Here is a 25,472-nt window from a genome sequence, read left to right on the forward strand (position 1 = left end):
CCCCTAAGCCAGAGCGGCGGCCTGAAAAAACTTTCCCTACACTCCAAATTTGCGCAGCGTGTAGCCGACGCTCAGCAGGAAGTAGCGGGTGAGCACGCGGCTGCGCACGTCCTCGAAATACGTGTCCGTCACGTTGCGCACCACGCTGCGGTTCTGGTTGAGCACGTCGTACACTTGCAGCTTCACTTCGCCCTGCTGGTTGGCGAAAAACTGCTTGGCCAGGGCCACGTTCCAGAGGCCCACCCGCTGGTTGTAGCCCGCCGCCCGGCCCCCGTTGTTGCTGAGCCATAGGTCGGAAGTCAGCACGAAGTGGGCCGGCAGTTGGTAGTACACGTCGGCCGTGAGCGTCTGGGTGACGTAGGCCGTGTTCTGGCGGGGCAGCAGCGAGTAGCGCGCCGCCTGGTAGGTGAGGTTGCCGCTCAGGCCAAACTCCAGGTGGTCGTTGAAGCTGGAATTGACGCTCAGGCCCTGGCCTAGGCTCCAGGTGCGGGCCTCGTTTACCTGCTCGTTCACGAAGCCCAGGCCGTGGGTCAGGTTGACGTTGGTGGTCAGGTTCAGGTTGATTTTGTGGGTGGCCAGGCGCTGCCCCAACGACAGAAAGCCGGTCAGGGAACGGTAGCCGTTGGCATTCACCGGCCGGGTGGTCTGGGCTCCATTCGCGCCGAAGCTGGTGGCGGCCACGATGCGGTGCTGCACCCGGGCCGCGTCGAGCAGCACAAACACGCTGCGGTTGGTGCGGGCATTGAACTGGTTGTAGGTCGTGAGCAGGGAGTGTACGTACTCGGGCCGCAGGTCGGGGTTGCCGCGCTGCACGTTCAGTGGGTTGGTGTTGTCGGCCACGGGCTGGAGCTGGTCGGCCGAGGGTACGTTCAGGCGGGTGCGGTAGCTCAGGCGCAGCGTACGGTTCTGGCTGCCGTTGTAGGTGAACAGCGCGTTGGGCAGCAGCTGGGTAACGTCGCGGCGGAAGGTGGTGTCGGCCGTGCGGTTCTGCACCCGCAGGCGGCCCCGCAGCGCGTCGAGGCCCAGCCCGTAGGTGTAGCGCAAGCGGCGCGTCTGGAGCGTGAGGCCGGCGCGCTGGGCCCCGAAGCGGCTGCTGAACTGGTTGCTCAGGCCCGAATTCAGCGCGTCGTAGCGGCCGGTGGCTTCGCGGTAGTCGCGCACGGCCCGGTCGGCTTGGTTGCGGATGTCGGTCAGGGTGTAGTGGCCTTCCAGCTTGCGGCTCAACGACACAGGCTCGGTGTACGACACGTTCAGCACGTTGGTCTGGCTGCCGGCGCTTTGCTGGATCTGCTGGTTGAGGCCCACCGTGCGCGGCGCCCCGGGCGGCGTGAAAAACGTGTTGGTGGCTTCGTTGCGCGTCTGCGCATGCTCGTCGGCCAGCACCGTGTTCAGATTCGCCGACAGCGTGCGGCCTTCCTTGCCGAATTTGCGCATGAGCAGCAGGTTGTTGGCCCCGTTCAAGGTGGTTTCGGTGGTGCGGTAGCGCAGCCGGCCCTGGTTGAGCAGCGCGCCGTTCTGCATCGTCGCTTGCTCGCTGGCCTGCTGCTGCCCGGGTTGCTGCCAGGCCACGAAGGGCGTGGCGCGCAGGGTCGTCAGGGAGTCGAGCTTGTAGTCGAGGCGCAGGTTGAGCCGGTGACCGGGCGTGGTTTCGCGGGCCGCCAGGTGCTGGTCGGTGAGCAGGGGCGCGGTGGTCTCCCCGTTCTGGTTGGGGGCGGTAGCGGCGTTTTCGCGGCGCAGCTGCTGCTCGGTAGTCACGCGGGTGCGGCTGCCCAGGTAGCTGGCGGCTACTTCGGCTTTTTTGCCCCAGGCGTCGCGGTAGTTCAGCCCCACCGCCCCCGATTCGAGGATGTTGTCGGGCTGCTCGTTGTCGGAGTCGGTGCCGCGCGGGCCGCTCTGGCTGCTCACCCGCGCCCGGCCGCCGGGGTCGGGGTTGGAAGGGCCGGGCGTGGCGGTAGCCGGGCCGCCGTTCGAGGAAAAGCCCTGCTGGTTGAGGTTGTTGGCCATAGCCAGGGCCGAAATCTGCCGGCCGTTGTTGAAGCGGTTTACGCCCAGCCGGGCCTGGTAGCGCCCAGCGGTGCCCGCCCCGGCGCTGTTGGTGCCGAAGTAGCCCCGGCGCTTGTCGCGCTTGGTTACCAGGTTGATGGTACGCTGCTGGGTGCCGTCGTCGATGCCGGAAAAGGCGGCCTGGTCGCTCTGCTGGCTGAAGAGCTGCACCTGGTCGATGATGTCGGCGGGCAGGTTGCGGGTGGCCATCTTGGGGTCGTCGCCGAAGAAGGGCTTGCCATCGACCAGCACCCGGCTCACGGCCTGGCCCTGGGCCCGGATGTTGCCGGCCCGGTCGACTTCCACGCCCGGCAGCTTCTTGAGCAGGGCCTCCACGGCGGCGTTGGGCTGGGTTTTGAAGGCCCGGGCGCTGAAAGCCAGCGTATCGCCCGACAACGACACCGGGGCGCGTTCCTGCTGCACCACCACTTCGCCCAGCGTCTGGGTCTGGGCCCGCAGCCGCAGCGCCCCCAGGTTCGCCGAGGGTGCCGCGTCGGTCAGGCGCACGGGCACGAGGCGGCTTTGGTAGCCCAGAAACGTAATGAGCACCAAGTAATTGCCCGTCGCCACGCTGCGCAGCCGGAACTGCCCGTCGCCGTCGGTAATGGTGAAGGTCAGGTACGACGAGTCGCGGGCCGCCAGCAACGACACCGACGCCTCGCGCAGCACCTTGCCGCTCACCGAGTCGAGGGCCGCGCCGGTGATGGTGCCTTTGCCGGCCGCCGCTTGTTGGGCCCGGGCCGGCGCGCCGCCCAGCAGCGGGAGCAGCAAGCCGAGAAACAGGAGAATGGGGCGCATGGTTAGGGGCGGCCGTTTTCGCCTTCCAGCAGCTTGAGGCGGAAGTCGGCGCGGGCCTTTTCCTTGAGGTCCTTCAGCTCGTCGGGCGTCACGGTCTGGGCTTTTTCGGCGGGGCGCACCGTGCTTTCGGCCACGGCCTTCAGGTCAATCTTGCTGGCCCGAAACTGCTCCCGGGGGCTTTCCAGGGCCAGCACCACGCCTTTGGCCGGCAGCAGCTCCCTCACGGGCGAGTAGGTGAAGGGCAGCTCCGTGGTGTACCAGATGGTGTAGGTCTGGTCTTTGAACGGCACGGTGGCCTTGCGGCAGGTGTAGCCGGCAATTTTCCTGGTCTGGTTGGTATTCTGCCAGCCGGCGGCCTGGGTCAGGGGCCGGTCGGAGCGGTAGGTGGTAGTGGTTTCGCCCTTTTTCACGCTGACCACCGTGCTGAGCTGGTTGTCGGGCACGCTCACGTACACCACTTCCTCGAAGGGCTTGCCCAGGTTGGTCATCTGCGGAACCGCGCCGGGGCCGCCTTCCACGGTCGTGCGCAGGGCCCCATCCTGGCGCTCTTCCCGGGCGTAGCCGCCGGCAAAGCTCACCGTCACGCTGTAGTTGTGCACGTCGGAAATGTCGGTGGGGTAGTCGGGGCTGCCGGGCTTCACCTCCTGGCCGTTGACCATCACCCGCATCTGGCCGGGGTTTACTTTCTGGGCCGCTTCGTACTGAATGTGGCCGGTGGTGGGCGTCGTCGTCTGGGCGTGGGCGGCCGACAGCAGGGCGCCGGTGCTGAGCAGGAGTAAGAGCTTTTTCATGGGCTGAGGTAGGGGTTGAGTTGACGGCTCAAACCTCCCACATCGGCGTGTTAAGCACTGTTATAGAATGTTAAACAGTGTTAACGCGGCACCAAACCGCCTGGAAACCGGCTATTTTCGGCTTCTACTCCAGTCACCCTCTGCCCCATGAAACGGCGCATCCGCTCCATCTTCTGGCTCATGACGCTCTGCATTCTGGGCATCAACGGCTTCCAGGCGTACTGGCTCTACACCACGTACCAGCTCACCAACACCCAGTTTGAGCGCACCGTGCGCGAGGCCCTGCTGGCCGTGCTGCAACAGCAGCAGCTGCGCGCCGCCCGCCAGCTGCTGCGCTCCACCGCCAACCCCGACCACAAGCCCGTGCGCATCATCCTGCGCCAGCTCGATGCCAATGGCCCCGGCCCCACCGACCAGCTGGAGGTGATGACGCGCCAGCAGGTTACGAAAACCAACGGGGCGCTGGAAATGGTAAAAGTGGAAAAGCAGGTGCGCCTGCGGCCCGGCGTGGCCACCGGTCAGGCCGCCGATACGCTGGCCCGCGCCATTACCCGGCAGCTGCTCCACGACTGGGCCCGGGAGCAGCCCACCGACCTGGCGCAGCTCGGCCGAGCCTACCGCGCCGAGCTGCGCCTACGCGCCGCCGACGCCCCCTTCGTGCTCGATACCCTGACGGCGCGGCCCACGCCGGGCGGCGGCCGCGCCGCCGCCCCACCCAGCGTCCGGCGGCCGGGCTACGCCGTCCGAACGCCGGCGGTGCTGCTCAACCCCGTGCGCGACCAGTACGTGCAGGCTTCGTTTGCGGCGCCTACGTCGTGGGTGCTGCGCCGCATGGGCGGCCTGCTGGGCGGCTCGGTGCTGCTACTGGCCCTCACCACCGGTTGCTTCGCGCTGATGCTGAGCACGATTCTGCGCCAGAAAAAGCTGTCGGAAGTCAAGAACGACTTCATCAACAACATGACCCACGAGCTGAAAACGCCCCTGGCCACGGTGTCGGCGGCGGTGGAAGCCTTGCAGCACTTCGGGGCCCTGAACGACCCGAGCAAAACCGCGAAGTACCTGGCTATTTCCCGGCAGGAGCTTCAGCGCCTTTCCGATTTGGTGGAAAAAGTGTTGCACATTGCCGTGGAGGAGCGCCAGACCCTGGAGCTGCACCCCGAGCTGGTGCACCCCGCCGAACTGGTGCGCGAGCTGGTGGCCCGCCACGAGCTGCAGGCCGCCAAGCCGGTGCGCTTCGAGGTGAGCCTGCCCGCCACCGGGGCCGCGCGCTTCGACCGGCTCCACGTCAGCAACGTCATCAACAACCTCATCGACAACGCCATCAAGTACTCCCGCGAGCAGGTCCGCATCGGCATCCGGAGCGAGCAGGAAGGGCAGGGCTGGCGGCTCACCGTCACCGACGACGGCATCGGCATTCCCCAAACCTACCAGGAGGCCATCTTCGACCGGTTTTTCCGTGTGCCGACCGGCAACCTGCACCCCGTCAAGGGCTTCGGGCTGGGGCTGTACTACGTGCGGCAGGTGGTGGAGCGTCACGGCGGCCACATCCGGGTGCGCAGCACGCCCAACCAGGGCAGCGAGTTTTCCTTCTGGCTGCCCGCCTGATAGAACGACAGTATAAGGATGAGCCGGGTATTTGCCACGTTACACATCACCAAAAAACGTCATGCAGAGGCGTAGCCGAAGCATCTCGCGTGCAACAGTAATCTGATTACTTGAGCAATATCAGCACGCGAGATTCCTCGCGTGGCTCGGAATGACGATAGATTCATCCCCAACCACCTTGCGCATGCCCACCGTTTTACTAGTCGAAGATGAAGCCGCCCTGGGCCTGATCGTGAAGGACAGCCTGGAGATGCGCGGCTTCACGGTGCAGTACGCCGCCGACGGTGAAGAAGGTCTGCGCCTGTTCCGGCAGCAGCCCCCCGACATCGTGGTGGCCGACGTGATGATGCCCCGCATGGATGGCTTCACGCTGGCCGAGCACATCCGGGCCCAGAGTCCGGCGGTGCCCATCCTGTTCCTGACGGCCCGCTCCCAGACCGCCGACGTGGTGCGGGGCTTCGAGCTGGGCGGCAACGACTACCTGAAAAAGCCCTTCAGCATGGATGAGCTTATCGTGCGCATCAAGGCCCAGCTCAGTCGGCTGCCGGCCGCGCCAGCCGCCCAGGGACCTTTGCCGCTGGGGCGCTACCGGTTCGATTATCCCAAGCAGAAGCTCTACCTCGACGACGGCCGCGCCGAGGACCTGTCGAACCGCGAGGCCGAGCTGCTCAAATGCCTCTACGACCAGCGCAACCAGGTGCTGGCCCGCACCGCCGTGCTGCGCGAGCTGTGGGGCGACGACAGTTTTTTCAACGGCCGCAGCCTCGACGTGTTCATTACCCGCCTGCGCCGCTACCTCAAAGACGACCCGCAGGTGCAGATTCTCAACATCCGGGGCATTGGCTACAAGCTGATTGTGTGAGGCCGCCGGCTGCCGTGGGCCGGGGCCGCTAAACTTTCGGCCCAACTCAAAGTATAGTAGCTTCCCGACCCGCCCGGGCGGGGGTGCTTCTGTCCGTTGAGCCTGTTCGTCGTGAAAAAAAGCCTGTTCTCCTTCCCGCAAGTGTTGCCGGCGCTGCTGCTGGCCTCGGCCGCCGTGCTTAGCTGCACCCGCCCGCCGGCTTCCTCGTCGGCCGCGGTTATTGCCCCGGCTACCGCGCCGCCGGCGTTTGCCGCCATCCGGGAAGACGAGCTGCGCAAAGACCTCTTCGAGCTGGCCAGCGACAGTCTGCGGGGCCGCCGCGCCGGCACCGCCGACGAGCTGCGGGCCGCCGTGTGGGTGGCCGAGCGCGCCCGGCAGCTGGGTCTGGAACCCGCCGGCGACGATGGCACGTACTTCCAGTTTTACCCGCTGCGCCGCCTCACGGTGGCCGCCAGCACCAAGGTGCAGGTGAATGGTCAGCCCTTGGCCCTGTGGCAGGATGCCTGGGTGACGGCGCCCATCGAAGCCCGCCTCGACGCGCCCGTCATCTGGCTGCCCACCCTGGCCGACACGGCCCGGACCAGCCTGCGGGGCAAGGTGGTGGCCATGCGCCTGCTGCCGCCCCGCCCGCTGCCGGCCCCCAAGATGAGCCTTTGGGGTTTCCGCTACATTCTGGCCGCCCTCAATCAGCAAACGGCCGTGCTGCGCCGCCAGGGCGTAGCGGCCATTATGCTGGTCGCCGATAATACCGCCGAGCCCCAGCTGGGTTTTGTGGGCCACCGCTACCAGGATGGGGTGTACCAGCTGCCGAGCATGGCCCCGCCCGCGCCCACCGTGCCGGTGCTGCTGCTGCGGCAGGCGGCCGGGGCCGCGCTGGCCTCGGGCAAGGCCCGGGTGAAGGCCGAGCTGGATATGAACACGTTTATTTATCCGTCCGTCAACGTTATTGCCCGGGCCCCGGGTGCCGATGCCGCGCTGCGCCAGGAACACGTGCTCTTCAGCGGCCACCACGACCACGACGGCGTGGGCGACCCGGTCGCCGGCGACTCCATCTGGAACGGGGCCGACGACAACGCCACCGTGAGCGTGGCGATGCTGGCCATCGGGCGGGCCTGGAAGCAGCGGCCCGGCCAACGCTCGGCGCTGCTGGTGTGGCACGGGGCCGAGGAACGCGGCCTGCTGGGCTCGCGCTGGTACGCCGAGCATCCCACCGTGCCGAAAGCCTCGATAGTGGCCGTGCTCAACGGCGATATGATCGGGCGCAACGCCCCCGACTCGGCCGCGCTGCTGGGTTCTACCGGACCGCACCGCAACTCCACCGCTCTGGTCGATATGGCGTTGCAAGCCAACCAGCAGTTTACCAAGTTCACCCTCGATACTTCCTGGGACGACCCCAAGCACCCCGAGGGCTGGTACTTCCGCAGTGACCATGTGCCCTACGTGCGGGCGGGCATTCCGGCGTTGTTTTTCACCACCCTGCTGCATCCCGACTACCACACGCCCCGCGACGAAGCCTCGCGCATCGACATTGCCAAGCTGGCCCGCATGACGCGCTGGATGTACGCCACCGGCTGGGCCGTGTCCAACACCCCGCAGCGCGTAGGGGTAGACCCCGGCGCTAAGCTGGAACGTTGAGCGCTGCCGGCCCGGGGCCGCGCCGCGCCGGGCTAGGGCTGGCGGCCCCACGCTTTGCGGCGCGGCCGCAGATAAAATAATTTTAAATTATAAATATACCTATTACCTTGCAGTCGTTTTCCCGCCGGGCTCGGGAAGGCTGTTACCGCTAAGCCCCCGTTATTCTTATTTCGATTCTACTTTTTTTACGGTCTTACTTTTTATTTCTATTGACTATAGCCATTTCTCTATACCACCGCTACACTCCCTGACTGTACGAGTCGAACGTATGTTCCGCTGACTGGCCAACGCCTGCCTCGGACCGGATACTCCTGCTTTTTATTTCGTATAATAACTTTGTTATCAACTATTTGTTGGCGAATTGTCGTGCCCGTTATTGTGGGTTTCGGTCTGCTCTCCGGCTGCGGCCGGCCCTTGCTGCCGGCCAGGCCGCTACGGCTGTCAGGCCACGTGGTCGACCGGCACACGGGCCAGGCAGTGGCCGGAGCCACGGTGTGGGTGTATGGGCAGCGCGGCAGCGGCCTGGCTTTAGGAGGCTATTCCGCGGTGAACGAGCCGCACGCGGCCGACGCGGACGGGTTCTTTCGGTTTGCATTTTTGCCGGATCCGGGCGGGAGCTACCTGCTGCTGGCCAGTGCGCCGCCGGGCTACGAAACCCTGTGGGGCGAGGCGCCCGGAATCGGGCGGCACCGCCGCCGCAAGCACCTTCGGCTGCCCATGCAGGCCCCGGCCTACGTGCGGGTGCAACTGCTGGACACCCTGCCGCTGACGAAGGCCTGGATAACGGTGTACGGCTACTCGGGCGGGGCCGATGAGTTCAGCCTGCCCGGCAGCCAGAGCTATGTGCGGCGGCTCGACGCCCACGAGCCGCGCCGGGTCAGCTGGAACATCATCACGGAGAACGGGGTCCGCTACGAGGGGTACAAGGATTTGTTAGTTAATGGTTTAGATACGGTTACGTTGAAAATACGCTTTTGATTCCTGCATTCACTTTTTACACTCATTTCTATTTCTATGTCAAAAAATCTATTGTTTCTGGCCCTGTTGGGGCTGAGTATTCCGGCGTATGCCCAGGAAGAGCTGACGATGGGCAGCCTGGCTACCGAGCTGCAAACCAGCCTGAGTACCCTGAAGCCGGGGCGCATGAAAACCACCGTGCTGGCCGACCTGTCGGTGGCGCTGAGCAACCCCAAGCGGTTTGCGGGCAACGGCGACACCATCAACTCCTACGCCAACTGGGAGCAGCAGTACCTGGAGTTCTACCGTACCTCCCTGAACCGCAGCACGCTGCCCACCCTGCCCCAGCTGCGGGAGCGGATTGCTTCCCGCATTGCCAACGGGCAGGTGCCGCTGCTGGTGCTCAACTACGAGTACGACAAGCTGCGGGCCGATGCCGTGACGCAGAAGCTGATTACCATCGACTCGGTGAACGCGCAGGTGTACGACGGCCCCGACCTGACGCGCAGCCCCTACGAGCAGGGCCGCATCTTTGCCACGGCCGTACCGATTGAGAACTATTCGGGCAGCTACTCGCTGTATGTGGGCCCCGAGTTTACGTTTGGCAACCTGCCCACTCAGGAAGTATGGCTCGACAGCGGCGACGGCATCGGCTGGCAGCTGCAGCCGATGGGCTCGACCAAAACGTCGCTCTGGAATAACAACGAAGCCACCTACCGGGCATCCTCGTCATCTCCATCGTCGGCGTCATCGGCGGCGGCGGACGTGACGGGAGTTGTGGAGCAGCAGCAGGTGTGGGTGTATGCCAACGGGGCCTACGCCACCACGGCGGTGCACCGGGCGCAGGCCGCTTCCATTGCCCCGGACATGATTCTGGGCCTGGCGGCCTCCCGCCTCTGGGGCCAGAACGACCGGGCCCGCGGCGTGGGCTGGGTGCGCTGGGGCGCGGGCAACACGTCCGGTAAATTCCGCCGGCCCCTGATTTTTGTGGAGGGCATCGACTTTGCCGATAAGCGCGCCGGCACCCAGTGCGGCAACTTTGCCCCCGGCAGCACCGGTCCGGTGTCGGCGGCGGCGTTTCAGGCGGCTAACTGCGGTGGGGTTTCCAACCAGGGGCAGGGTGTTTTCCGCAATGGCGAAGCTGGCTGGAATGAGCTGGTCGACTACAACCCCGAATACAAAGCCCTGGAAAAGATGCCGGTGCTGCGGGCCCAACTGGAGCAGGCCGGCTACGACATCGTCTACCTGGATTTCACCAAAGGAGCCGACCTGATCCAGAACAACGCCATGCTGCTGGTGGAGTTGCTGGACTACGTAAACAACCCGGCCAACCGCACGGCCAATGCCGAGGAAGCCATTGTGATGGGCGCCAGCATGGGCGGACAGGTGGCCCGCTTCGGCCTGGCCTGGATGGAGCAGCAGGGCCTGTGCCACAACTCGAAGCTGTACGTGTCGATGGACTCGCCCCACCGCGGGGCCAACATTCCGCTGGGCATTCAGTATTTGCTGCGCCGCCTGCTCGACGTGTCCAACGACGTGCAGGACAAAGTGGACAACCTGCTGAAGCCGGCCAGCAAGCAGATGCTGGTGTACCACTTCGACGACTCCCAGGCCATGTCGCTGCGCAATGAGTGGCAGACCTGGCAAAACTCGCCGGGCAGCTTCCCCTCCATGCTGCGCCGCGTGGCCGCGGCCAACGGCAGCAAAACGGCGGCTACCCAGCTGGGCATGTGGCCCGGCATGGATATGATTCATTTGCAGCGCCTGAACCCGATTAATACCTACATAGTGGGCCAGGGCGAAGCCTACGCGCTGCCGGGCACTACGGTGGGTGGCCGCAGCAACACGGTGTTCCGCTACCGCCGGCCGTATAGCATCACCTGGAACTACCGCACAGTCTCGTCGGCCGCGCCGGCCTACGACACGGCGCCGGGCTCGATGTATCGCACGGCGGGCATGGTGCGCGAGGCCAAGAACATCTTCTCCAAAGGCCCCGACTGGAACACGTTTATGCCCACGACCAGCGTGCTGGGTGTTTCGGCGGCGGGCTCCATTTACAGTCCCAACCTGAACTACAACGTCAGCACCATCGACCCCACCAAGCCCGACCGTAGCAAGTACGACTTCGACGCCTACTACGCTCCCGACGGCAACGAGCCCCACGTGCAGATTACCAACGGGCAGGGCTCGGCCTACGGCAACCCATCGTACACCAGCAACAACAGCGGCTGGATTCTGGACGAGCTGGCGGCCTCGCGCCACGACCTTGCCTCGAATCTGAGCACGATTTATAACTTCGGCAACGCCTACCGCCGGTTGTTGCCCTCGGTGCAGATCAACAGCGGCGGGCAGCTGTACATCAACAACGGCTACTTGCCGGTGAATGGTGGCACGGCCGCGACGCAGGGCCTGCCCTCGGTCGGCAACTTCGACATGTACACCTCCAGCTGCGGGACCAAGGTGCAGCTCAACACCGGCGGTATTTTCGCCGTGGGCGTGAATAGCACCTATACCGCTACCCTGAGCATGGCCAACAACAGCCTGCTCGACCTGCGCAGCGGCGGCCGCACCGACGTGAACGTGGGCTCGGTGCTGCGCATCAAGGCCGGGGCGACGCTGGTCGTGCGGGCCGGCTCTACGCTGAACGTCTACGGGCAGGTGATTGTGGAGTCGGGCGCTTTCCTGTGCGTCGAAAACCCGGCCAGCATCGTGGTGGCCTCGGGTGGGCAGTACATCGTAAACCCGGGCGTGAATGCCTACGCCAACCCGGCGCTGGGCCTGGGTACGCTGGCCTGCGCGCCGGTGCCGGTGAGCTGCACCAGCAGCTCGGTGGCCCTCACCACGACGACTTCCAACGTCTCGGCCTGCGCCGCCACCTACCGCTTCACGGCGTCGGGCACCAACGTTGGTTCCAACTACCAGTGGAGCATTGATGGCTACCCGGTAACCTCGTACAACGGCCGCACCTACGTGGATGTGCGCCTCGATGCCTACGACCCGGACGTGGATATTGCCGTGACGGTCAGCAGCCTGTGCCCCAGCGTGGCGCCCGTGTCGACGAGCCGCTACGTGAACAAGTTTATCAGCCCCAAGTGCAGCGGCCAGGCCCGCGAGGCGGTAGTGGCCCAGCGCATTTCGCTCTATCCTAATCCGTCGGACAGCTACCTGCTCATTACGTCCAAAGACCCCGCCCGCACGGCCGTAGCCGCCAGCGGCGAGGATGCAAAACCCAGCCCATCCTACGACTTCCAGACCTTCCGGGTGGAGCTCTACGACGGCCGGGGCAAGCAGATCAGCGCCAAGCAGACCCAGGCGGGCGAGCTGAAGCTCGACACGTCGAAAATTCCCAACGGGCTCTACCACATCAAGGTAATCCAGGGCGACGAAGTGTTGCAGGAAAACATCAGCATTCAGCACTAGCCCCCTCCGGCTTGCGGCGAATGAAAAAGGCCGGCAGGATGATTCCTGCCGGCCTTTTTGTGTTCTCAAATTTTCCGCCCTAGTGCAGCGCCAGCTGGGGCTCGGGGGCGAGCGGCTCTGCCTCCGGGGCGCCGTACTTGCTGTACTCGGCGCGGTAGGCGCGCTCAAAAATCAGGGGGAAGATGAACAGGGTCAGGATGGTGCCGGTAATCAGGCCGCCGATAACCACAATGGCCAGGGGCTTAGAGGTTTCGGAGCCGATACCGGTGCTGATGGCGGCTGGCAGCAGGCCGATGGTAGCCATCAGGGCCGTCATGACCACCGGGCGCACCCGGCTCGTGACGCCCTCGTAGATGCTCTTGTCCAGGCTTATCTTGCGCAGCATGTTCTGCTTGAAGACTGTAATCAGAATCACCCCGTTCTGGATGCAGATACCGAAGAGGGCAATAAAGCCGATGCCGGCCGAGATGCTGAAGTTGGTGTGCGTAACGAGCAGCGAGGCAATGCCGCCGATGATGGCGAAGGGCACGTTGAGCAGCACCAGGCCGGCGTCCTTGAGGTTGCCGAAAAGAATGAACAGGATAAAGAAGATCAGGCCGAGCGAGATGGGCACCACCTGCGTGAGGCGCTGGGTGGCGCGGCGCTGGTTTTCGAAGTCGCCGGTCCACTTCATGGTGTAGCCCTTGGGCAGGTGCACGGCGGCGTTCACCTTCTGCTGCGCCTCTTCGATAGTCGAGCCCATGTCGCGGCCCCGGATGCTGAACTTGACGGCGGCAAAGCGCTGGTTGTCGTCGCGGTAGATGAGCGAGGGGCCGTTGACGGGGCCGATGGTCGAGATTTCCGAAATCGGGATGGTCTTGCCGGCCTGGGTGGGCACCATCAGCTGGCGAATTTCGGCCGGGGTGGAGCGGTACTGCTGCTCGTAGCGCACCCGGATGGGGAATTTCCGCTCGCCCTCGTAAAGCTGGGTGGCCTGCTTGCCGCCCACGGCCATTTCCAGCACCGCGTTGGCGTCGGCTTTGTCCACGCCGTAGCTGGCCATCTTGTTCTCATCTAGCTCCACGTGCAGCTCGGGCTGGCCGATGTTGCGCAGGGCCCCCAAATCGTCGATGCCCTTGATGTCCTTGAGCACGGCGTATACTTCGCGGCCTTTTTCCTCCATGAGCTTGAGGTCGGTGCCGTAGATTTTGACGGCAATGGAGCCTTTCACGCCCGAGGCGGCTTCTTCCACGTTGTCCATGATGGGCTGCGAGAAGTTGAAGTCGACGCCGGGGAAGCGGGCCAGCTTCTGCTTCATGTGCTCAATGAGCTCCTCGCGGTAGGCGGCGTGCTTCATCTTGTCCTGCACCTGCTTGGTGTGCTTGATCTGGACCAGGAACTCGTTGTTGTAGAAGCCCGTCGGGTCGGTGCCGTCGTTGGGGCGGCCGGTCTGGCTCACCACGTCCGACACCTCGGGGAAGGACAAAAACACCCGGCGCATCTCGTTGCAGAGCTTGTTCGACTCGTCCAGGCCGATACTCAGCGGCAGCTGGGCCCGCACGTAGATGGAGCCTTCGTTGAGCTCGGGCAAGAACTCCGACCCCAGAAGCTGGAAGGCCCCCAGGCCCAGGCTGACCACCAGGGCGGCCACGAGCAGGCTGATTTTCTTGCGGGCGTAGGTGAAGCGGAAGAAGCTCTGGGCCCCGCGGTTGATGCCGCGCACGAAGAAGTTGTCCTTTTCTACCACGTTTTTGCGCAGCAGCAGGCTCGTCAGCACCGGCACCAGGGTCAGGGTGAAGATCAGGGCGCCGAGCAGGGCAAAGCCCAGGGTCCAGGCCAGGGGTGAGAACATCTTGCCTTCCACCTTTTCAAAGGAGAAAATCGGCAGCAGGGCAGTAATGATGATGGCCTTGGAGAAGAAGATGGCCTTGCCCATGTCGCGGCCGGTTTTCTTGATCAAACCCAGCTTGGCCAGCTTGTTAAACTTCTCCATGCCCATCTTGTGGGCCTTATGGTCGAGGGCCACGAAGAGCCCTTCCACCATCACCACGGCCCCGTCGATGATGATGCCGAAGTCGATGGCGCCCATGCTGAGCAGGTTGGCACTCATGCCCTTGAGCCGCAGGCAGATAAAGGCGAAAAGCAGCGCCAGCGGGATGATGACCGAGACGATAACCGTGGTGCGCCAGTCGGCCATGAACAGGAACACAATCAGGGTGACGAGCACAATGCCTTCCACCAGGTTGTGAATCACGGTTTCGGTCGAGAAGTCGATGAGCTGCTGCCGGTCGTAGAAGGTTTTGATCTGTACGCCGGGGGGCAGGATTTTCTCGTTGAGTTCCTGCACCTTGTCTTTGAGGCGGGCAATGACTTCGGAGGGATTTTCGCCCTTGCGCATCACCACGATGCCTTCCACCTTGTCGTCCTGCAGCCCGCGGCCCACCTGGCCCAGGCGGGGCAAAGCCGATTCCTGCACGGTAGCCACGTTCTTAATTACAATCGGGGCTCCGTTCACGTTCTTGATGACCGTGTTGTTGATGTCGCCGATGTTGTTGAGTAACCCCAGGCCGCGCACCACGAAGTTCTGCTGGCCCTCGTTGATGACGTCGCCGCCCACGTTGATGTTGGAGCGCTGCACGGCGTTGTACACGTCGAGCGGGGTGATGCCGAAGGTCTGGAGCTTGGTCGGGTCCACGCTGATTTCGTAGGCCTTCACTTCCCCGCCGAAGCTGTTCACGTCGGCCACGCCGGGCACGGCCTTCAGGTTGCGCTCAATCACCCAGTCCTGGATGGTTTTCAGCTCCCGGGCGGTTTGGTCTTTGCCCTCAATGGTGTAGCGGTAGATTTCGCCGGTAGGGCCGTAGGGCGGCTGCACGTCGGGGGCGGCGCCGTCGGGCAGGTCCACCGAGCGCAGCAGGTTGTTGACCTGCTGCCGGGCAAAGGCATCGTCCACGCCGTCGTCGAAAATGACCTTCACCACCGACAGGCCGAAGAGCGAGGTGGAGCGCACACTCGTCTTCTTCTGCACCGGGTTGAGGGCAATTTCAATCGGGGCCGTGACGAACTTTTCCAGCTCCTCGGCTGAGCGGCCCGGCCACTGGGTGATGATGGTAATTTCGGTGTTGGTGACGTCCGGAAACGCCTCGATGGGCGTGTTGCGGTAGCTCACCACCCCGGCTACCACGGCCACGGCGGTCATCAGGAAGATGAACCCGCGGTTTTTGAGTGAAAAGGCAATAATGCCCTGGATGAACTTGTTCATAGTGTTGAGCTATTAGCAGTTAGCTGATGGCTATTAGCATTTTTAGAAGGCAAAGCGGAGCCTGCCGGCTCGTCGGGAGCCGTTGCCGGAGTTGAAAGGAGAGCAGCTGCCAGCTACATTACCTAGTCGTTCAGCTCGTCGTAGACCAGCAGCTGGTTCTGGCCGATGATTCGCTCCCCGTCCCGCAGGCCGCTTTGCACGTAGCTCACCTCGCCCACGGTTTTGGCCAGCTTCACTTCCCGGGTTTCCACGTGGCTGCGGTCCTTGAAGACCATCACGAAGTTGCGGTCCTTGTCGAACACCACGCTTTTGGCGGGCACGGCCAGCATCTGCCGGCTTTCGGTGTTCTGCACCTTGATCTGGGCGTACATCTCGGGCTTGAGCAGGTAGCCGGGGTTTTTGAGGCGCACCCGCACTTTCATCACCTTGCTTTCGGGGTCGAGGACGTTGAAGACCTTGTCGATGCGGCCGGTGAAGTGCTTGTCGGGGTAGGAGAGGGTCGTCACGTCGGCCGCGTAGCCTTCCTTCACCTTGCTGATGTCGGACTCGAAGACGTTGGCCAGAATCCAGATGTCGTCCAGGTTGCTGACGGTGAAGAGGTTGCCCACGTTATCGGCGTTGAACTGCATGTGGTCCGTCACGTTCTTCTCGGTGATAAAGCCCGAAATCGGGGCCCGCAGCTCGTAGGTCCCGTCGTCCGACACGCCGTAGACGTTCATCTGCTTGCGGGTTTTGCCCAGGTTGCTCTGGGCCCGCTGCAGCTCCTTGCGGGCCAGGGTCACGTCGCGCTCCGAGGCCAGGCCAGCCTCAAACTGGTCTTCGGCCACTTGCAGGTTTTTGCGGGCAATGTCCAGGTCGGTGCCGGCCGAGCTGCGCTGGTTCTGCAGGTCGGCAATTTCCCCGCTCCGAATCACGGCCAGCACCTGGCCCTTGGTGACATGGTCGCCTAGTTCCACCGAGAGCTGCTCGACCACGCCGCCCACCAGCGGGTAGACCTTCACGGTTTTGTCGCCGTCGGAGGCAATCTGGCCCGAGAGGGTCAGCTCGTCGCGCACGGGCTGGGCATGCACGGTGTCAATCTTGATTTCGCGCAGCATGGTATCCGAGAGCGAGAAGCCGGCGTCGGGCTTGGGTTCGGTTTCGGCTTCCTTGTGGGAGCAGCCCGCCAGCGTGAGGCTCAGGGCAAAGGGCAGGAGAGGGGCAAAGCGGTTCATATGCGTTGGGGTGAAATGTCGTGTGGGGAAACCCCACCCCCGGCCCCTCCCCTCCGGGAGAGGGGTGCCAGACGTCAACGTGGCGAGTATGTGCCGCTCCTGAATCCTGTTCAGGAATCGTTGAACGCACCCCTCTCCCGGAGGGGAGGGGCCGGGGGTGGGGTAATATTATTCGGCCTTGAACACCGGCCGGCCGACGGCGAAGTTGAGCTGTTCGAAGGCCCGCACCCGGCTGGCGCGCAGGTTGTTGAGTTGGAGGAGGTTGTTTTTGTAGCTCTCGTAGAAGTCCAGGAATTCGACGATGGTCAGGTTGCGCTTGGCGTAGCTCTGCTCGATGCCGCCGATAAGCCGGTCGAAGTCGCCGGTGTCGCGGTTGGAGCCCTGGTAGAGCTGGTCGGCTTGTCGGGCCAGCTGGTAGGCCTGGTGCACGTCGGTTTGCACCACCAGTTGCTGCTGCTCGACCAGGGCCTTGCTGCCTTCAATCTGGGCCCGGGCGGTGCGGATGTTGCCTTGGTTGCGGTTGAAAAGGGGCACGGCCAGGCCCAGGGTCACGGCGTTGTAGTTCTGGATGTAGTTGCCGGCCCGGTCATACACGTAGCCCACGGCCAGGTCGGGGGTGGCCAGGGCGCGCTGCAGGCGCAGGTTCTGGGTTTGCTGCTCGGCGTAGGCTTGGCGGGCTTTCAAATCGGCGCGCTGCACCAGGGCGGTGTCGGCCAGCTGCTGCTCGGAGTAGGTGCCCAGGCTCAGGTCGCGCAGGGCGGCAGGGTTGGCCACGGGGCGGTAGTAGGTGCCCGAGTTGTCGCGCAGCAGCACGTGGAAGTCGGCCTGCTCGTTGGCCATGTCGGTCAGCAGCACCTGGCGCTCATTCTGAAGCTGAAACAGGAAGGCCTTGAGGCGAATTACCTCTTTCAGGGCAATGTTGCCCTTATCGTACTGGCTCTGGTACTGCGCGACGGTGTGCTGGAAGGTGCTGATTTCCTTGTCATATACCCCAATGGTCTGCTGCTTGAAGTACAGATCGTAAAAGGTGGTGCGCAGCTGGTAGCGCAGGTTGCGGAGCAGGTCTTCGAAGGTGAAGTGCTCGACCAGAGCATTCTGCTGGGCCACGCCCGCGGCGGCTTTGCGGCGGCCGGCCAGGGCAAAGAGCTGCTGCACCTGCACGGCGGTGTTGCCGGTGCGCGTCACGTCCAGCACCTTAGTGGTCTGGGGGTTGTAGGTGTTTTGCTCGATGCTCACCGTGGGATTGTCCCAGAGGCGGGCCTGCACAATCTGGGCCTCGGCGGCCGTCACGCTGTAGCGCTGGGCCAGCAGGGCGAGGTTGTTCTGCACGAAGCGCTGCTCGGCTTCGGGGAGGGTAAGACGGGTAGTGTCGGCGGGGGCGTCGGGAGCCGCGGCGTAGGCCGAGCCCGTGAGCAGCAAGGCGGTCAGCAGCAATAAGAAGCGTGGCATATCCTGGTCAGGAAGGTTGGATATGCAAGAGTACGCCGGCCGTATTAGGCCCAAATTAGAGGGGTATTAGAAACGGATTAGAATCTGAATATTTCGATAAAAGCGGCGTTTAAACGCAGATAAAGCCGTTTTGCCGGCAAAGAAAAAGCTGCTCAGCACCGAAGAAAGTAGCTGCCCGGCACTGGCCCGACCGCCGGCCTAGGCTCCGAATATCACCTCTGCCGTGGTGCCGGCGCCGAGCTGGGAGCTGACGTGCAGCTGGCCGCCGTGCAACTCGATGATGCGCCGCGCCAACGGCAGCCCCACCCCGTGGCCCACCACGATACGGGCATTGTCGGCCCGGAAGAAAGGCTGGAAGATGCGGTTCAGGTCTTTGGGCGCAATGCCGATACCGTGGTCCTCGATGCGCAGGTGCACCCGCCCGTGCTCGAAGCCGAAACGCACGCCCACCGGCTGACTTTCGGAGTACTTCAGGGCATTATCGAGCAGGTTGGTCAGGGCGCGGCTCAGCAGCTGGCGGTTGCCCTTCACTTCGAGCTGCTCGGGGGTGGCCGGCAGCTCGCCCATCGTAATCTGGACCCGGCGGCGCAACTCCGGCGGCAAGGCTTCCCGGGCCTCCCAGATCAGCTCGTCGAGCCGGATGTCGTCCCCGTGGTCGGCCGCGCTGTCGGCCTGGGTTAGCTCCAGTAGGTTGTTGATAAGCGACTTGAGCTGCTGCAATTCGTGCAGCACCGAGCCCAGGGCCTCGCGGTAGGCGGCCGGCTCCCGGTCCCGGTTCAGCAGCACCTGAATTTCGCCGATGGTGGCCGTGAGCGGGGTGCGCAGCTCGTGGGACGCGTTGCTGACAAAGGTGCGCTGCCCCTCGAAGCCCTCTTCCAGCCGTTCGAGCATCCTATTAAAGGTGCGGGCCAGGCGGGTTATTTCGTCCTGCTCGCTGCGGCTCAAACCCTGCTCATCCACGCGCAGGTGCAGGTCGTGGGCGGTGATGCGGTCCACCTGGTCGTTGACGGCGGCAATGGGCGTCAGGACCCGGCCCGCAAACAGGCGGCCGGCCACGTAAATCACCACCAGGCTGCCCACGAAGATGCAGGCCAAGATGGTGGCCAGGTGTTCTAGCCGTTTGCGCCCCGCCTGGTTTTCGGCAGCGGCCACGATGATGTATTCGCCCTGGTTGTCGCGGTAGAAGATGCCCACCGCCTGCCGGGTGCCGATGTCGAAATACACTTCTTTTTCCGTCAGGATGCGGGCCAGGATGCGGCTGGAGATGTAGACGCGGCGGTCCTGCTCGATAAAGCGGGGGTGGAGGTGGGCGTCGTAAATCTGCAGCACCTCGCCCGCCAACGTGCGCAGGTAGCGGCGCTGAAACTCCCGGAACGCCTCGGCCCGCAGCTCATCCTGCTCCAAAAACACGTAGCCCGTCACCTCGGCCCGGTCGCGCAGGCGCTGGTGAAACTCCTCGTGGGTGTAGTCGGCCTGCAGAATGTAGACCACCGTCATGGCCGCCAGCAGAATCACGGCAACAAGCCCCAGAAAAAGCCAGGTCAGGCGGTTACGGATGGTCACTTTTATAAGGTGCTAATGTGGGGAATGTGGGGAATGTGAAGAATGTGCGGGATGTGAAGAATATGCGGGATGTGGGGAATGTGCGGAATGTGAAGAAAGTGTCATTATCCACATTCGCACATTCCTCACATTTCCCACATTAAAATTCTTCCCGCATCACGTAGCCCATGCCGACCACGGTGTGAATGAGCTTGGGGTCGAAGCCTTTATCTACTTTATTGCGCAGGTAGTTCACGTACACGTCGATGACGTTGGAGCCGGAGTCGAAGGAGTCTTCCCAGGAGTTTTCGGCAATTTCGGCCCGGCTCAGCACCCGGCCCTTGTGGCGCATGAACAGCTCGAGTAAGCCAAACTCCCGGGCCGTGAGCTTGATGGGCTGCCCGCCCCGGGTGACGGTTTTGGCGGCCGTGTCGAGGGTGAGGTCGGCTAGGGTGAGGGTGGCGCCTTTGGTTTCCTGCCCCCGGCGCCGGGTCAGGGCCCGCACCCGGGCCAGCAGCTCGGGAAAGTCGAAGGGCTTGACCAGGTAGTCGTCGGCCCCGCCGTCGAAGCCCAGCAGCTTGTCGGTAGTGGTGCCCAGGGCCGTGAGCATCAGGATGGGCACCTGCTGATCCTGGGCGCGGATGGCCTGCAATACTTCCAGGCCGCTGAAGTGGGGCAGAATGACGTCCAGAATGACAAGCTCGTAGGCGTGCGTCAGGGCCAGCTGCCGGCCGAAGCGCCCGTCGTAGGCTACTTCCACCTCGTAGTTTTCCTCCTCCAGCCCGCGCCGGATAAACGCTGATACTTTCGGCTCATCTTCTACCAGAAGTATTTTCATGGGATGCGGCAGTTAGGCCCGGCACTGCGCGTCGGGCAACGGTGAAATTAGTGACTTCGATTGGTTGCCAACTACGGGCCGGCGCGTGAGGCCCGGATGAACGGCTGGCTACCCGGGGCCGGCCGCACCCGATAGGTGGTAGAGTGCTGAAAATAATTGAACAAAACTTGGGGTAAACGGCCGGTTCTCTGTTGTTTTTTATCTGGACGACCCTGGCAAGACAGAAGGTGATGGAGGATGATCGGGCCGCCTTTGCGTGTGCTATAAGTGTATACGCGCGTTGTGCGACAAGTTTCAAAAGTGCTTTTTTGAGCCCTTTAGCCCGCTTTCGAGCTTGCATTTTCCAAACAACCTCTGAATATTTGATCCTCTGCAAACGTTTGCGGTTTGCGGCTGGCCCTGCTGCCTACCCAACCAGGGCCCAGGTTATTCGCCGCCGCCGGTCCTCCTCAGAGCCTTACGTTTTTGCCCTGCCGTCCCGGTTTCGCTTTTCCGTTCGGTCTGCCTTCTTGCCCCATCTCCTTCCGTCGCTGCCGCTGGCCCCCGGGACGGAGCAATAGAAATAGAGGCCCAGAAAATCATTGAGAAATAAGCCAGATGTTCAGCGAAATGGTCAGTAATACGGCCGGGTTGGCCTCACTACAATAAATGGGAGAGGTGAAGTCCCTGGGTGGGCCTTCACCGAAACGGGACGGGATATTCCCGTCCCGTTTCTATTTCGTGGGGCGACTAGTACTTTCTTTTAGCATGAAAAACATTGATTGTCAGCCTAAAAGACGAAAAGCGCGCCGCTGGCTTCTGTGGCTGGCGCTGCTGCTGGCGCCTGGCCTGGTCAGCGCCCAGCGCCTGAGCATGCTGCGGGCCCAGGGCGGCAAAATCGTGGATGCCCAGGGCCGGGAAGTGGTATTGCGGGGTTTCAACGTGGGCGGCTGGCTGCTGCAGGAAAGCTACCTGCTCAAAACCGACACGCTCGACTCCCAGGCCCGCATCCGCGGCGGGCTGCTGCGCACGATGTCGGACCAGGAGCTGGAGGCATTCTACGAGCAGTACCGGGCCACGTTTGTTACGAAGGCCGACATCGACTTCGTGGCGGCCCAGGGCTTCAACTGCGTGCGGCTGCCTTTCCACTACGACCTGTTTCTGACCCGGCAGCAGCGCCTGGAGCGCAACAAAGTCAGCCGCCGCCCCCGCGACCCGCAGGCCGTGGAGGCTTACGTGCAACACCTGGCCCAGTGGTACGACCAAAACCAATTGTTCACCGACGCGCAACAGCTCGACGGCTTCCGCCTCCTCGACCAGGTGCTGAGCTGGTGCGCGGCCAACAACCTGTACGTTATCCTGGATTTGCACGCGGCCCCCGGCGGCCAGGGCACCGACCGCAACATCAACGACAACTTCGTGCCCCTGGACCTGTGGAAGCGCCACGACCGCCAGGGCCGCCTGATCTACCAGGATATTACCGTGCGGCTCTGGGAAAAGCTGGCCGCCCGCTACCAGCACGACCCGCGCGTGGCCATGTACGACTTTATCAATGAGCCGCATAGAGTCGACATCGAGAATGGGTTATCGAACGATAATGCCGAAATAAACGTCCTCTACAGCCGCCTGATCAACGCGGTGCGCGGCCGCGGCGACCAGCACCTGGTGCTACTCGAAGGCAACGGCTACGGCAACGAATACACCAACCTCACGCCCGACAAGCTACACGTGCAGGACCGGAGCAACCTCGTCTACAACGCCCACCGCTACTGGTGCCCCAACGACCCCGCCGCTACCGACCCCAACCCGAACCAGATCAACCTGCTGGCTAACCTGGCGGCTTTCCGGGCGAAGTGGCAGGTGCCGGTGTGGGTAGGGGAGACGGGGGAAAACTCGAACGAGTGGTTTGCCGGCGCGGTGCAGGGCCTCGATGCCCAGAACATTGGCTGGTGCCACTGGAATCTGAAGCGGGTGGAAGGCGTGACCAGCCTGCTGCGGGTGCGCCCCTACGGCAGCATCCTCACGCCGGCGGGCCGGGCCGCGCTGCTGCGCAATAGCCAGTTCAACCAGTGCGTGCCCAACCGCGACGTTATTGCCGCCCTTACCCGCCCGGCCACGGCCCGCACGCCGTTTGCCGCGCTCAGCATTCCCGGCACCATCCACGCCACCAACTACGACATGGGCCGCAACGGCATTGCCTACCACGACGCCTACGCCGAGCGAATCGACTACCGCAAGCAAGCGCCCACCAACAACGGCAGCCTCTACCGCAACGACGGCGTAGACATTGAGGCCGTGACTGATCAGGCTTCCAACGGCTTTGCCATCAGCGACATGGCGGCTGGCGAGTGGGTAAATTACACCGTGTCGGTCACCAAGGCCGGTGCTTACACGCTACGGGCCCGCGTGAAAAACGAGGCCCGCGCCCCGTCCCGCCTCACCGTTAAGCTCGACGAGGCTGTCATCGGGAGCCTGACGGTAGGCCCTGCGGCCGGTGCGGCCTGGACGACGGTAGCCGTGCCCACGACGGTGCTGCCGGTGGGCAGGCATACGCTGCAACTCTACGTCGAGCAGCCCGGTGCCAGCCTGAGCTGGCTTCAGTTCGATTTATCTTCCACCCCCACCACGCAGGGCGGCCAATAACCACCCCCGCTGCCCCCGTTTGCTGCCGCTGTCCTGGTGGCTCCCGCCGGCGTTGCTGGTTGCCCTGCGTTGGTTTGCTTAAATTGGGAGCTTCATGAGGCCCTACATCCACAAATTCCCCCGATTTCAGGCCGTCAGCTCCCTGGGCTGGCGCATCTTAGGCTGCCTGAGCCTGCTGCTGCTGATCTGTGGTGTAGCCTCCGGCCAGCCCGCTTCCCACGAAGACACGCTCCGGATCCACGCCGGCATCAACGAGCTCTACGTGGACCCCTCACGCTACGCCGTGCTCGAAGATCCTTCGGGCCGGCTTACGCTGCAGGACGTGCAAGGTGCCCGCTGGGGCTCCCGTTTTCAGGCCGGCAACCTCACTTCCGGCGGCAAGCTGGCCGGCAACATCGAGAATACGGAGTCGGCCTACTGGCTGCGCATCCACGTGCGCGCCGACAACTCCGACGAGCATCACTGGTACCTGGAGATGTTCGATTCCCACATCAACGACCTGACCTTTTACGGCCCCACCCGGGCCGGCCAGTACGCGGCCGTGCACACCGGCGCCGATTTGCCCTTTGCCACCCGCCCGTATTCCTACAAGAACTTCCTGTTTAGTCTGCCCCTGCAGCCGGGCCAGACGCATACCTACTACCTGCGGCTGAAATCCAGCTCCAAAACCAGTTTTCTGGGCCGGCTGCGCAACGAGGCCATGCTGTCGTCGCACTTCCAGAGTGAGTACGGCATGCTTGGCGGCTTCTATGGTGTGCTGCTGATCATGGTGGTCTACAACCTGTTTATCTACCTCTTTATCGGCGAGCAGACTTACCTGCGCTACGTAGTTTACGTGCTGAGCTGCAGTCTGTTATTTCTGTCGGAAGACGGCCTGGGCTTTCAGTACATCTGGCCCATGCTGCCCGATCTGAACCGCATCGTGAATGCCGGTGCCCCGATTCTGCTGCTGCTCACCTTCGGCTACTACGCCCGCCATTTCCTGGACGCCCCCCAGCGCCTGCCCCGCTTCGACCCACTCGTGCGCCTGGTGGTTTTGTTCAGCGCCGGCCTGCTGCTGCTCGATACCCTGTTTATTCAATCGGGATTCAGCTTCTGGCTGTACCTGCTGCCCTATGGCATGCTCTACTACGCCGCCATTCGGGTGTACCGGCAGGGTTTTCGGCCGGCCCGCATCTTTCTGCTGGCTCAGGGTGGGGTAGTGGCGAGTCTTTTGTTCTTGATTACCAGAAAGTTGGGAGTTGATTTTTTCAACAACGCCTTCACGGTGTACAGCATGAACGTAGCCTTCGTCTTTGAGGTGGCCGTGCTTTCCTACGCCCTGGGCGAGAAGATAAAGAGTATCAAGGATGCTACTATCCGGGCCCAGGAAAAGCTGGTGAAGCAGCTGCGGAAGAAGCACTTAGCCCAGGATCGGCTGGTGGAGCAGCTCCACCAGAACCAGGAGCTGAAAGACCAGCTCAACTCGGAGCTGGAAGCGCAGGTAGCACGCCGCACGGAGGAGCTGCGCCAGCAGAGCGAAACCATTGTGGCCCAGAACCGGGAGCTGCTGCAAGCCAACGGCCTGCTGGCCCTGCAGTCGGCGGCCATTGAAAAGCTGAACACCGACCTGCAACGCGACCTGCAGCAGGCTCAAACGGCCCGGGTGCTGTCGAAAGAGGTAGATTTTGGCGAGTTCAGCCAAATCTACCCTGACAAGGACGCCTGCCTGAGCTACCTGGCCGATTTGAAGTGGGCCCAGGGCTACCGCTGCCGCAAATGTGGGCACGAGAAATACTGCGATGCCCGCGAGGCGCACGCCCGCCGCTGCACCAAATGCCGCTATGTGGAGTCGGCTACGGCCTACACGATGCTGCAAAAGTGTAAGTTCTCCATCATCAAGGCCTTCTACGCGGTGTTCCTGATTTACACGCACAAGGGTAACTACTCGTCGCAGGAGCTTTCCCGGGTCTTGGAGCTGCGGCAGGGCACTTGTTGGAGCTTCAGCCAGAAGGTATTAGAGGCCATGCGCCGCCGCCGCCTGGCTCCCGACTACGATGAGAACGAAGGCTGGACCCACGTGCTGCTCGACTTTACGACGACCACGGAGCAAGACCAGCTAACCGTTGAGGCCGAACGTTCCTGAGGAACTGCAAACGTTTGCGGCACCTAAGCAAAATTATTTTCGAAAAAAGCGGCTTTTCGGCCGCTTTTTTCATTGTTTTTTAGCCGTAGATGCTGTTCACTGCAAAAGCCGGGTTAGGGTCAGAATTAGCCCCAAATGCCCCGGCTGGCGTGTGCGGTAAGTGTATAATCACGATGTGAAGTAGGTGCAAAAACCCTGTTTTTGGCTTGTATGAGGGGTTTTTGCTATTGCATTTCCTGAACAAGGAAGGATATCTTTGGGTATTCCCCCCAACAAAATGGCTACTTCTCATCCTTCTCTGGTAGCTCCGGCTGGAGCATCCCGGGGGTT

14 protein-coding genes are annotated in these 25,472 nt (G+C 63.1%); 7 read left to right on the plus strand and 7 right to left on the minus strand.

Annotation, left to right across the window (positions count from 1 at the left end; translation table 11 throughout):
• Positions 1 to 36 precede the first annotated feature (36 nt).
• Positions 37 to 2,841 (minus strand): outer membrane beta-barrel protein, encoded by a 2,805-nt coding sequence (locus E5K00_RS13545; RefSeq protein WP_135463861.1) that lies wholly within the window; start codon positions 2,839 to 2,841, stop codon positions 37 to 39.
• A gap of 2 nt (positions 2,842 to 2,843) precedes the next feature.
• Positions 2,844 to 3,632: a GLPGLI family protein gene (locus E5K00_RS13550; RefSeq protein ID WP_135463862.1), complete on the minus strand. Its 789-nt coding sequence runs from the start codon at positions 3,630 to 3,632 to the stop codon at positions 2,844 to 2,846.
• Between the two features lie 147 nt (positions 3,633 to 3,779).
• On the opposite strand from E5K00_RS13550, the gene E5K00_RS13555 reads away from it, so the two are divergent.
• The 5 genes from E5K00_RS13555 to E5K00_RS13575 all read left to right on the plus strand — a co-directional run bounded on the left by E5K00_RS13555 (position 3,780) and on the right by E5K00_RS13575 (position 12,111).
• The gene (locus E5K00_RS13555) at positions 3,780 to 5,237 is read left to right on the plus strand and encodes a sensor histidine kinase (protein WP_135463863.1); all 1,458 of its coding nucleotides are present in this window, start codon (positions 3,780 to 3,782) and stop codon (positions 5,235 to 5,237) included.
• 184 nt (positions 5,238 to 5,421) lie between these two features.
• Positions 5,422 to 6,099: a response regulator transcription factor gene (locus tag E5K00_RS13560; RefSeq protein WP_135463864.1), complete on the plus strand. Its 678-nt coding sequence runs from the start codon at positions 5,422 to 5,424 to the stop codon at positions 6,097 to 6,099.
• Between the two features lie 111 nt (positions 6,100 to 6,210).
• Positions 6,211 to 7,734 (plus strand): M28 family metallopeptidase, encoded by a 1,524-nt coding sequence (locus E5K00_RS13565; protein WP_245328295.1) that lies wholly within the window; start codon positions 6,211 to 6,213, stop codon positions 7,732 to 7,734.
• A gap of 366 nt (positions 7,735 to 8,100) precedes the next feature.
• Positions 8,101 to 8,712 (plus strand): peptidase associated/transthyretin-like domain-containing protein, encoded by a 612-nt coding sequence (locus E5K00_RS13570; protein ID WP_167856885.1) that lies wholly within the window; start codon positions 8,101 to 8,103, stop codon positions 8,710 to 8,712.
• Between the two features lie 36 nt (positions 8,713 to 8,748).
• Positions 8,749 to 12,111, plus strand: a complete 3,363-nt coding sequence (locus tag E5K00_RS13575; protein WP_135463866.1) for a T9SS type A sorting domain-containing protein — start codon at positions 8,749 to 8,751, stop codon at positions 12,109 to 12,111.
• Positions 12,112 to 12,190: 79 nt separating this feature from the next.
• Here E5K00_RS13575 and E5K00_RS13580 read toward each other — a convergent pair whose 3' ends face one another.
• The 5 genes from E5K00_RS13580 to E5K00_RS13600 all read right to left on the minus strand — a co-directional run bounded on the left by E5K00_RS13580 (position 12,191) and on the right by E5K00_RS13600 (position 20,395).
• Positions 12,191 to 15,352 (minus strand): efflux RND transporter permease subunit, encoded by a 3,162-nt coding sequence (locus E5K00_RS13580; RefSeq protein ID WP_135463867.1) that lies wholly within the window; start codon positions 15,350 to 15,352, stop codon positions 12,191 to 12,193.
• A gap of 122 nt (positions 15,353 to 15,474) precedes the next feature.
• Positions 15,475 to 16,566 carry an efflux RND transporter periplasmic adaptor subunit gene (locus E5K00_RS13585; RefSeq protein ID WP_135463868.1) on the minus strand — a complete coding sequence of 364 codons (1,092 nt, stop codon included), beginning with the start codon at positions 16,564 to 16,566 and terminating at the stop codon, positions 15,475 to 15,477.
• A 168-nt stretch (positions 16,567 to 16,734) separates the two neighbouring features.
• Positions 16,735 to 18,015, minus strand: coding sequence for a TolC family protein (locus E5K00_RS13590; protein WP_135463869.1), 1,281 nt, complete (start codon positions 18,013 to 18,015; stop codon positions 16,735 to 16,737).
• A 198-nt stretch (positions 18,016 to 18,213) separates the two neighbouring features.
• Entirely contained in the window at positions 18,214 to 19,578 is a 1,365-nt protein-coding gene (locus tag E5K00_RS13595) for a sensor histidine kinase (protein WP_135463870.1), read from the minus strand.
• Positions 19,579 to 19,717: 139 nt separating this feature from the next.
• Positions 19,718 to 20,395: a response regulator gene (locus tag E5K00_RS13600; protein ID WP_135463871.1), complete on the minus strand. Its 678-nt coding sequence runs from the start codon at positions 20,393 to 20,395 to the stop codon at positions 19,718 to 19,720.
• 747 nt (positions 20,396 to 21,142) lie between these two features.
• Here E5K00_RS13600 and E5K00_RS13605 point away from each other — a divergent pair.
• Positions 21,143 to 23,017 carry a cellulase family glycosylhydrolase gene (locus tag E5K00_RS13605; RefSeq protein ID WP_167856886.1) on the plus strand — a complete coding sequence of 625 codons (1,875 nt, stop codon included), beginning with the start codon at positions 21,143 to 21,145 and terminating at the stop codon, positions 23,015 to 23,017.
• Between the two features lie 94 nt (positions 23,018 to 23,111).
• Positions 23,112 to 25,142 carry a 7TM diverse intracellular signaling domain-containing protein gene (locus tag E5K00_RS13610; RefSeq protein ID WP_135463873.1) on the plus strand — a complete coding sequence of 677 codons (2,031 nt, stop codon included), beginning with the start codon at positions 23,112 to 23,114 and terminating at the stop codon, positions 25,140 to 25,142.
• Positions 25,143 to 25,472: the final 330 nt, after the last annotated feature.

Source organism: Hymenobacter aquaticus (genome assembly GCF_004765605.1).
In the GTDB taxonomy this organism is placed as follows: domain Bacteria; phylum Bacteroidota; class Bacteroidia; order Cytophagales; family Hymenobacteraceae; genus Hymenobacter; species Hymenobacter aquaticus.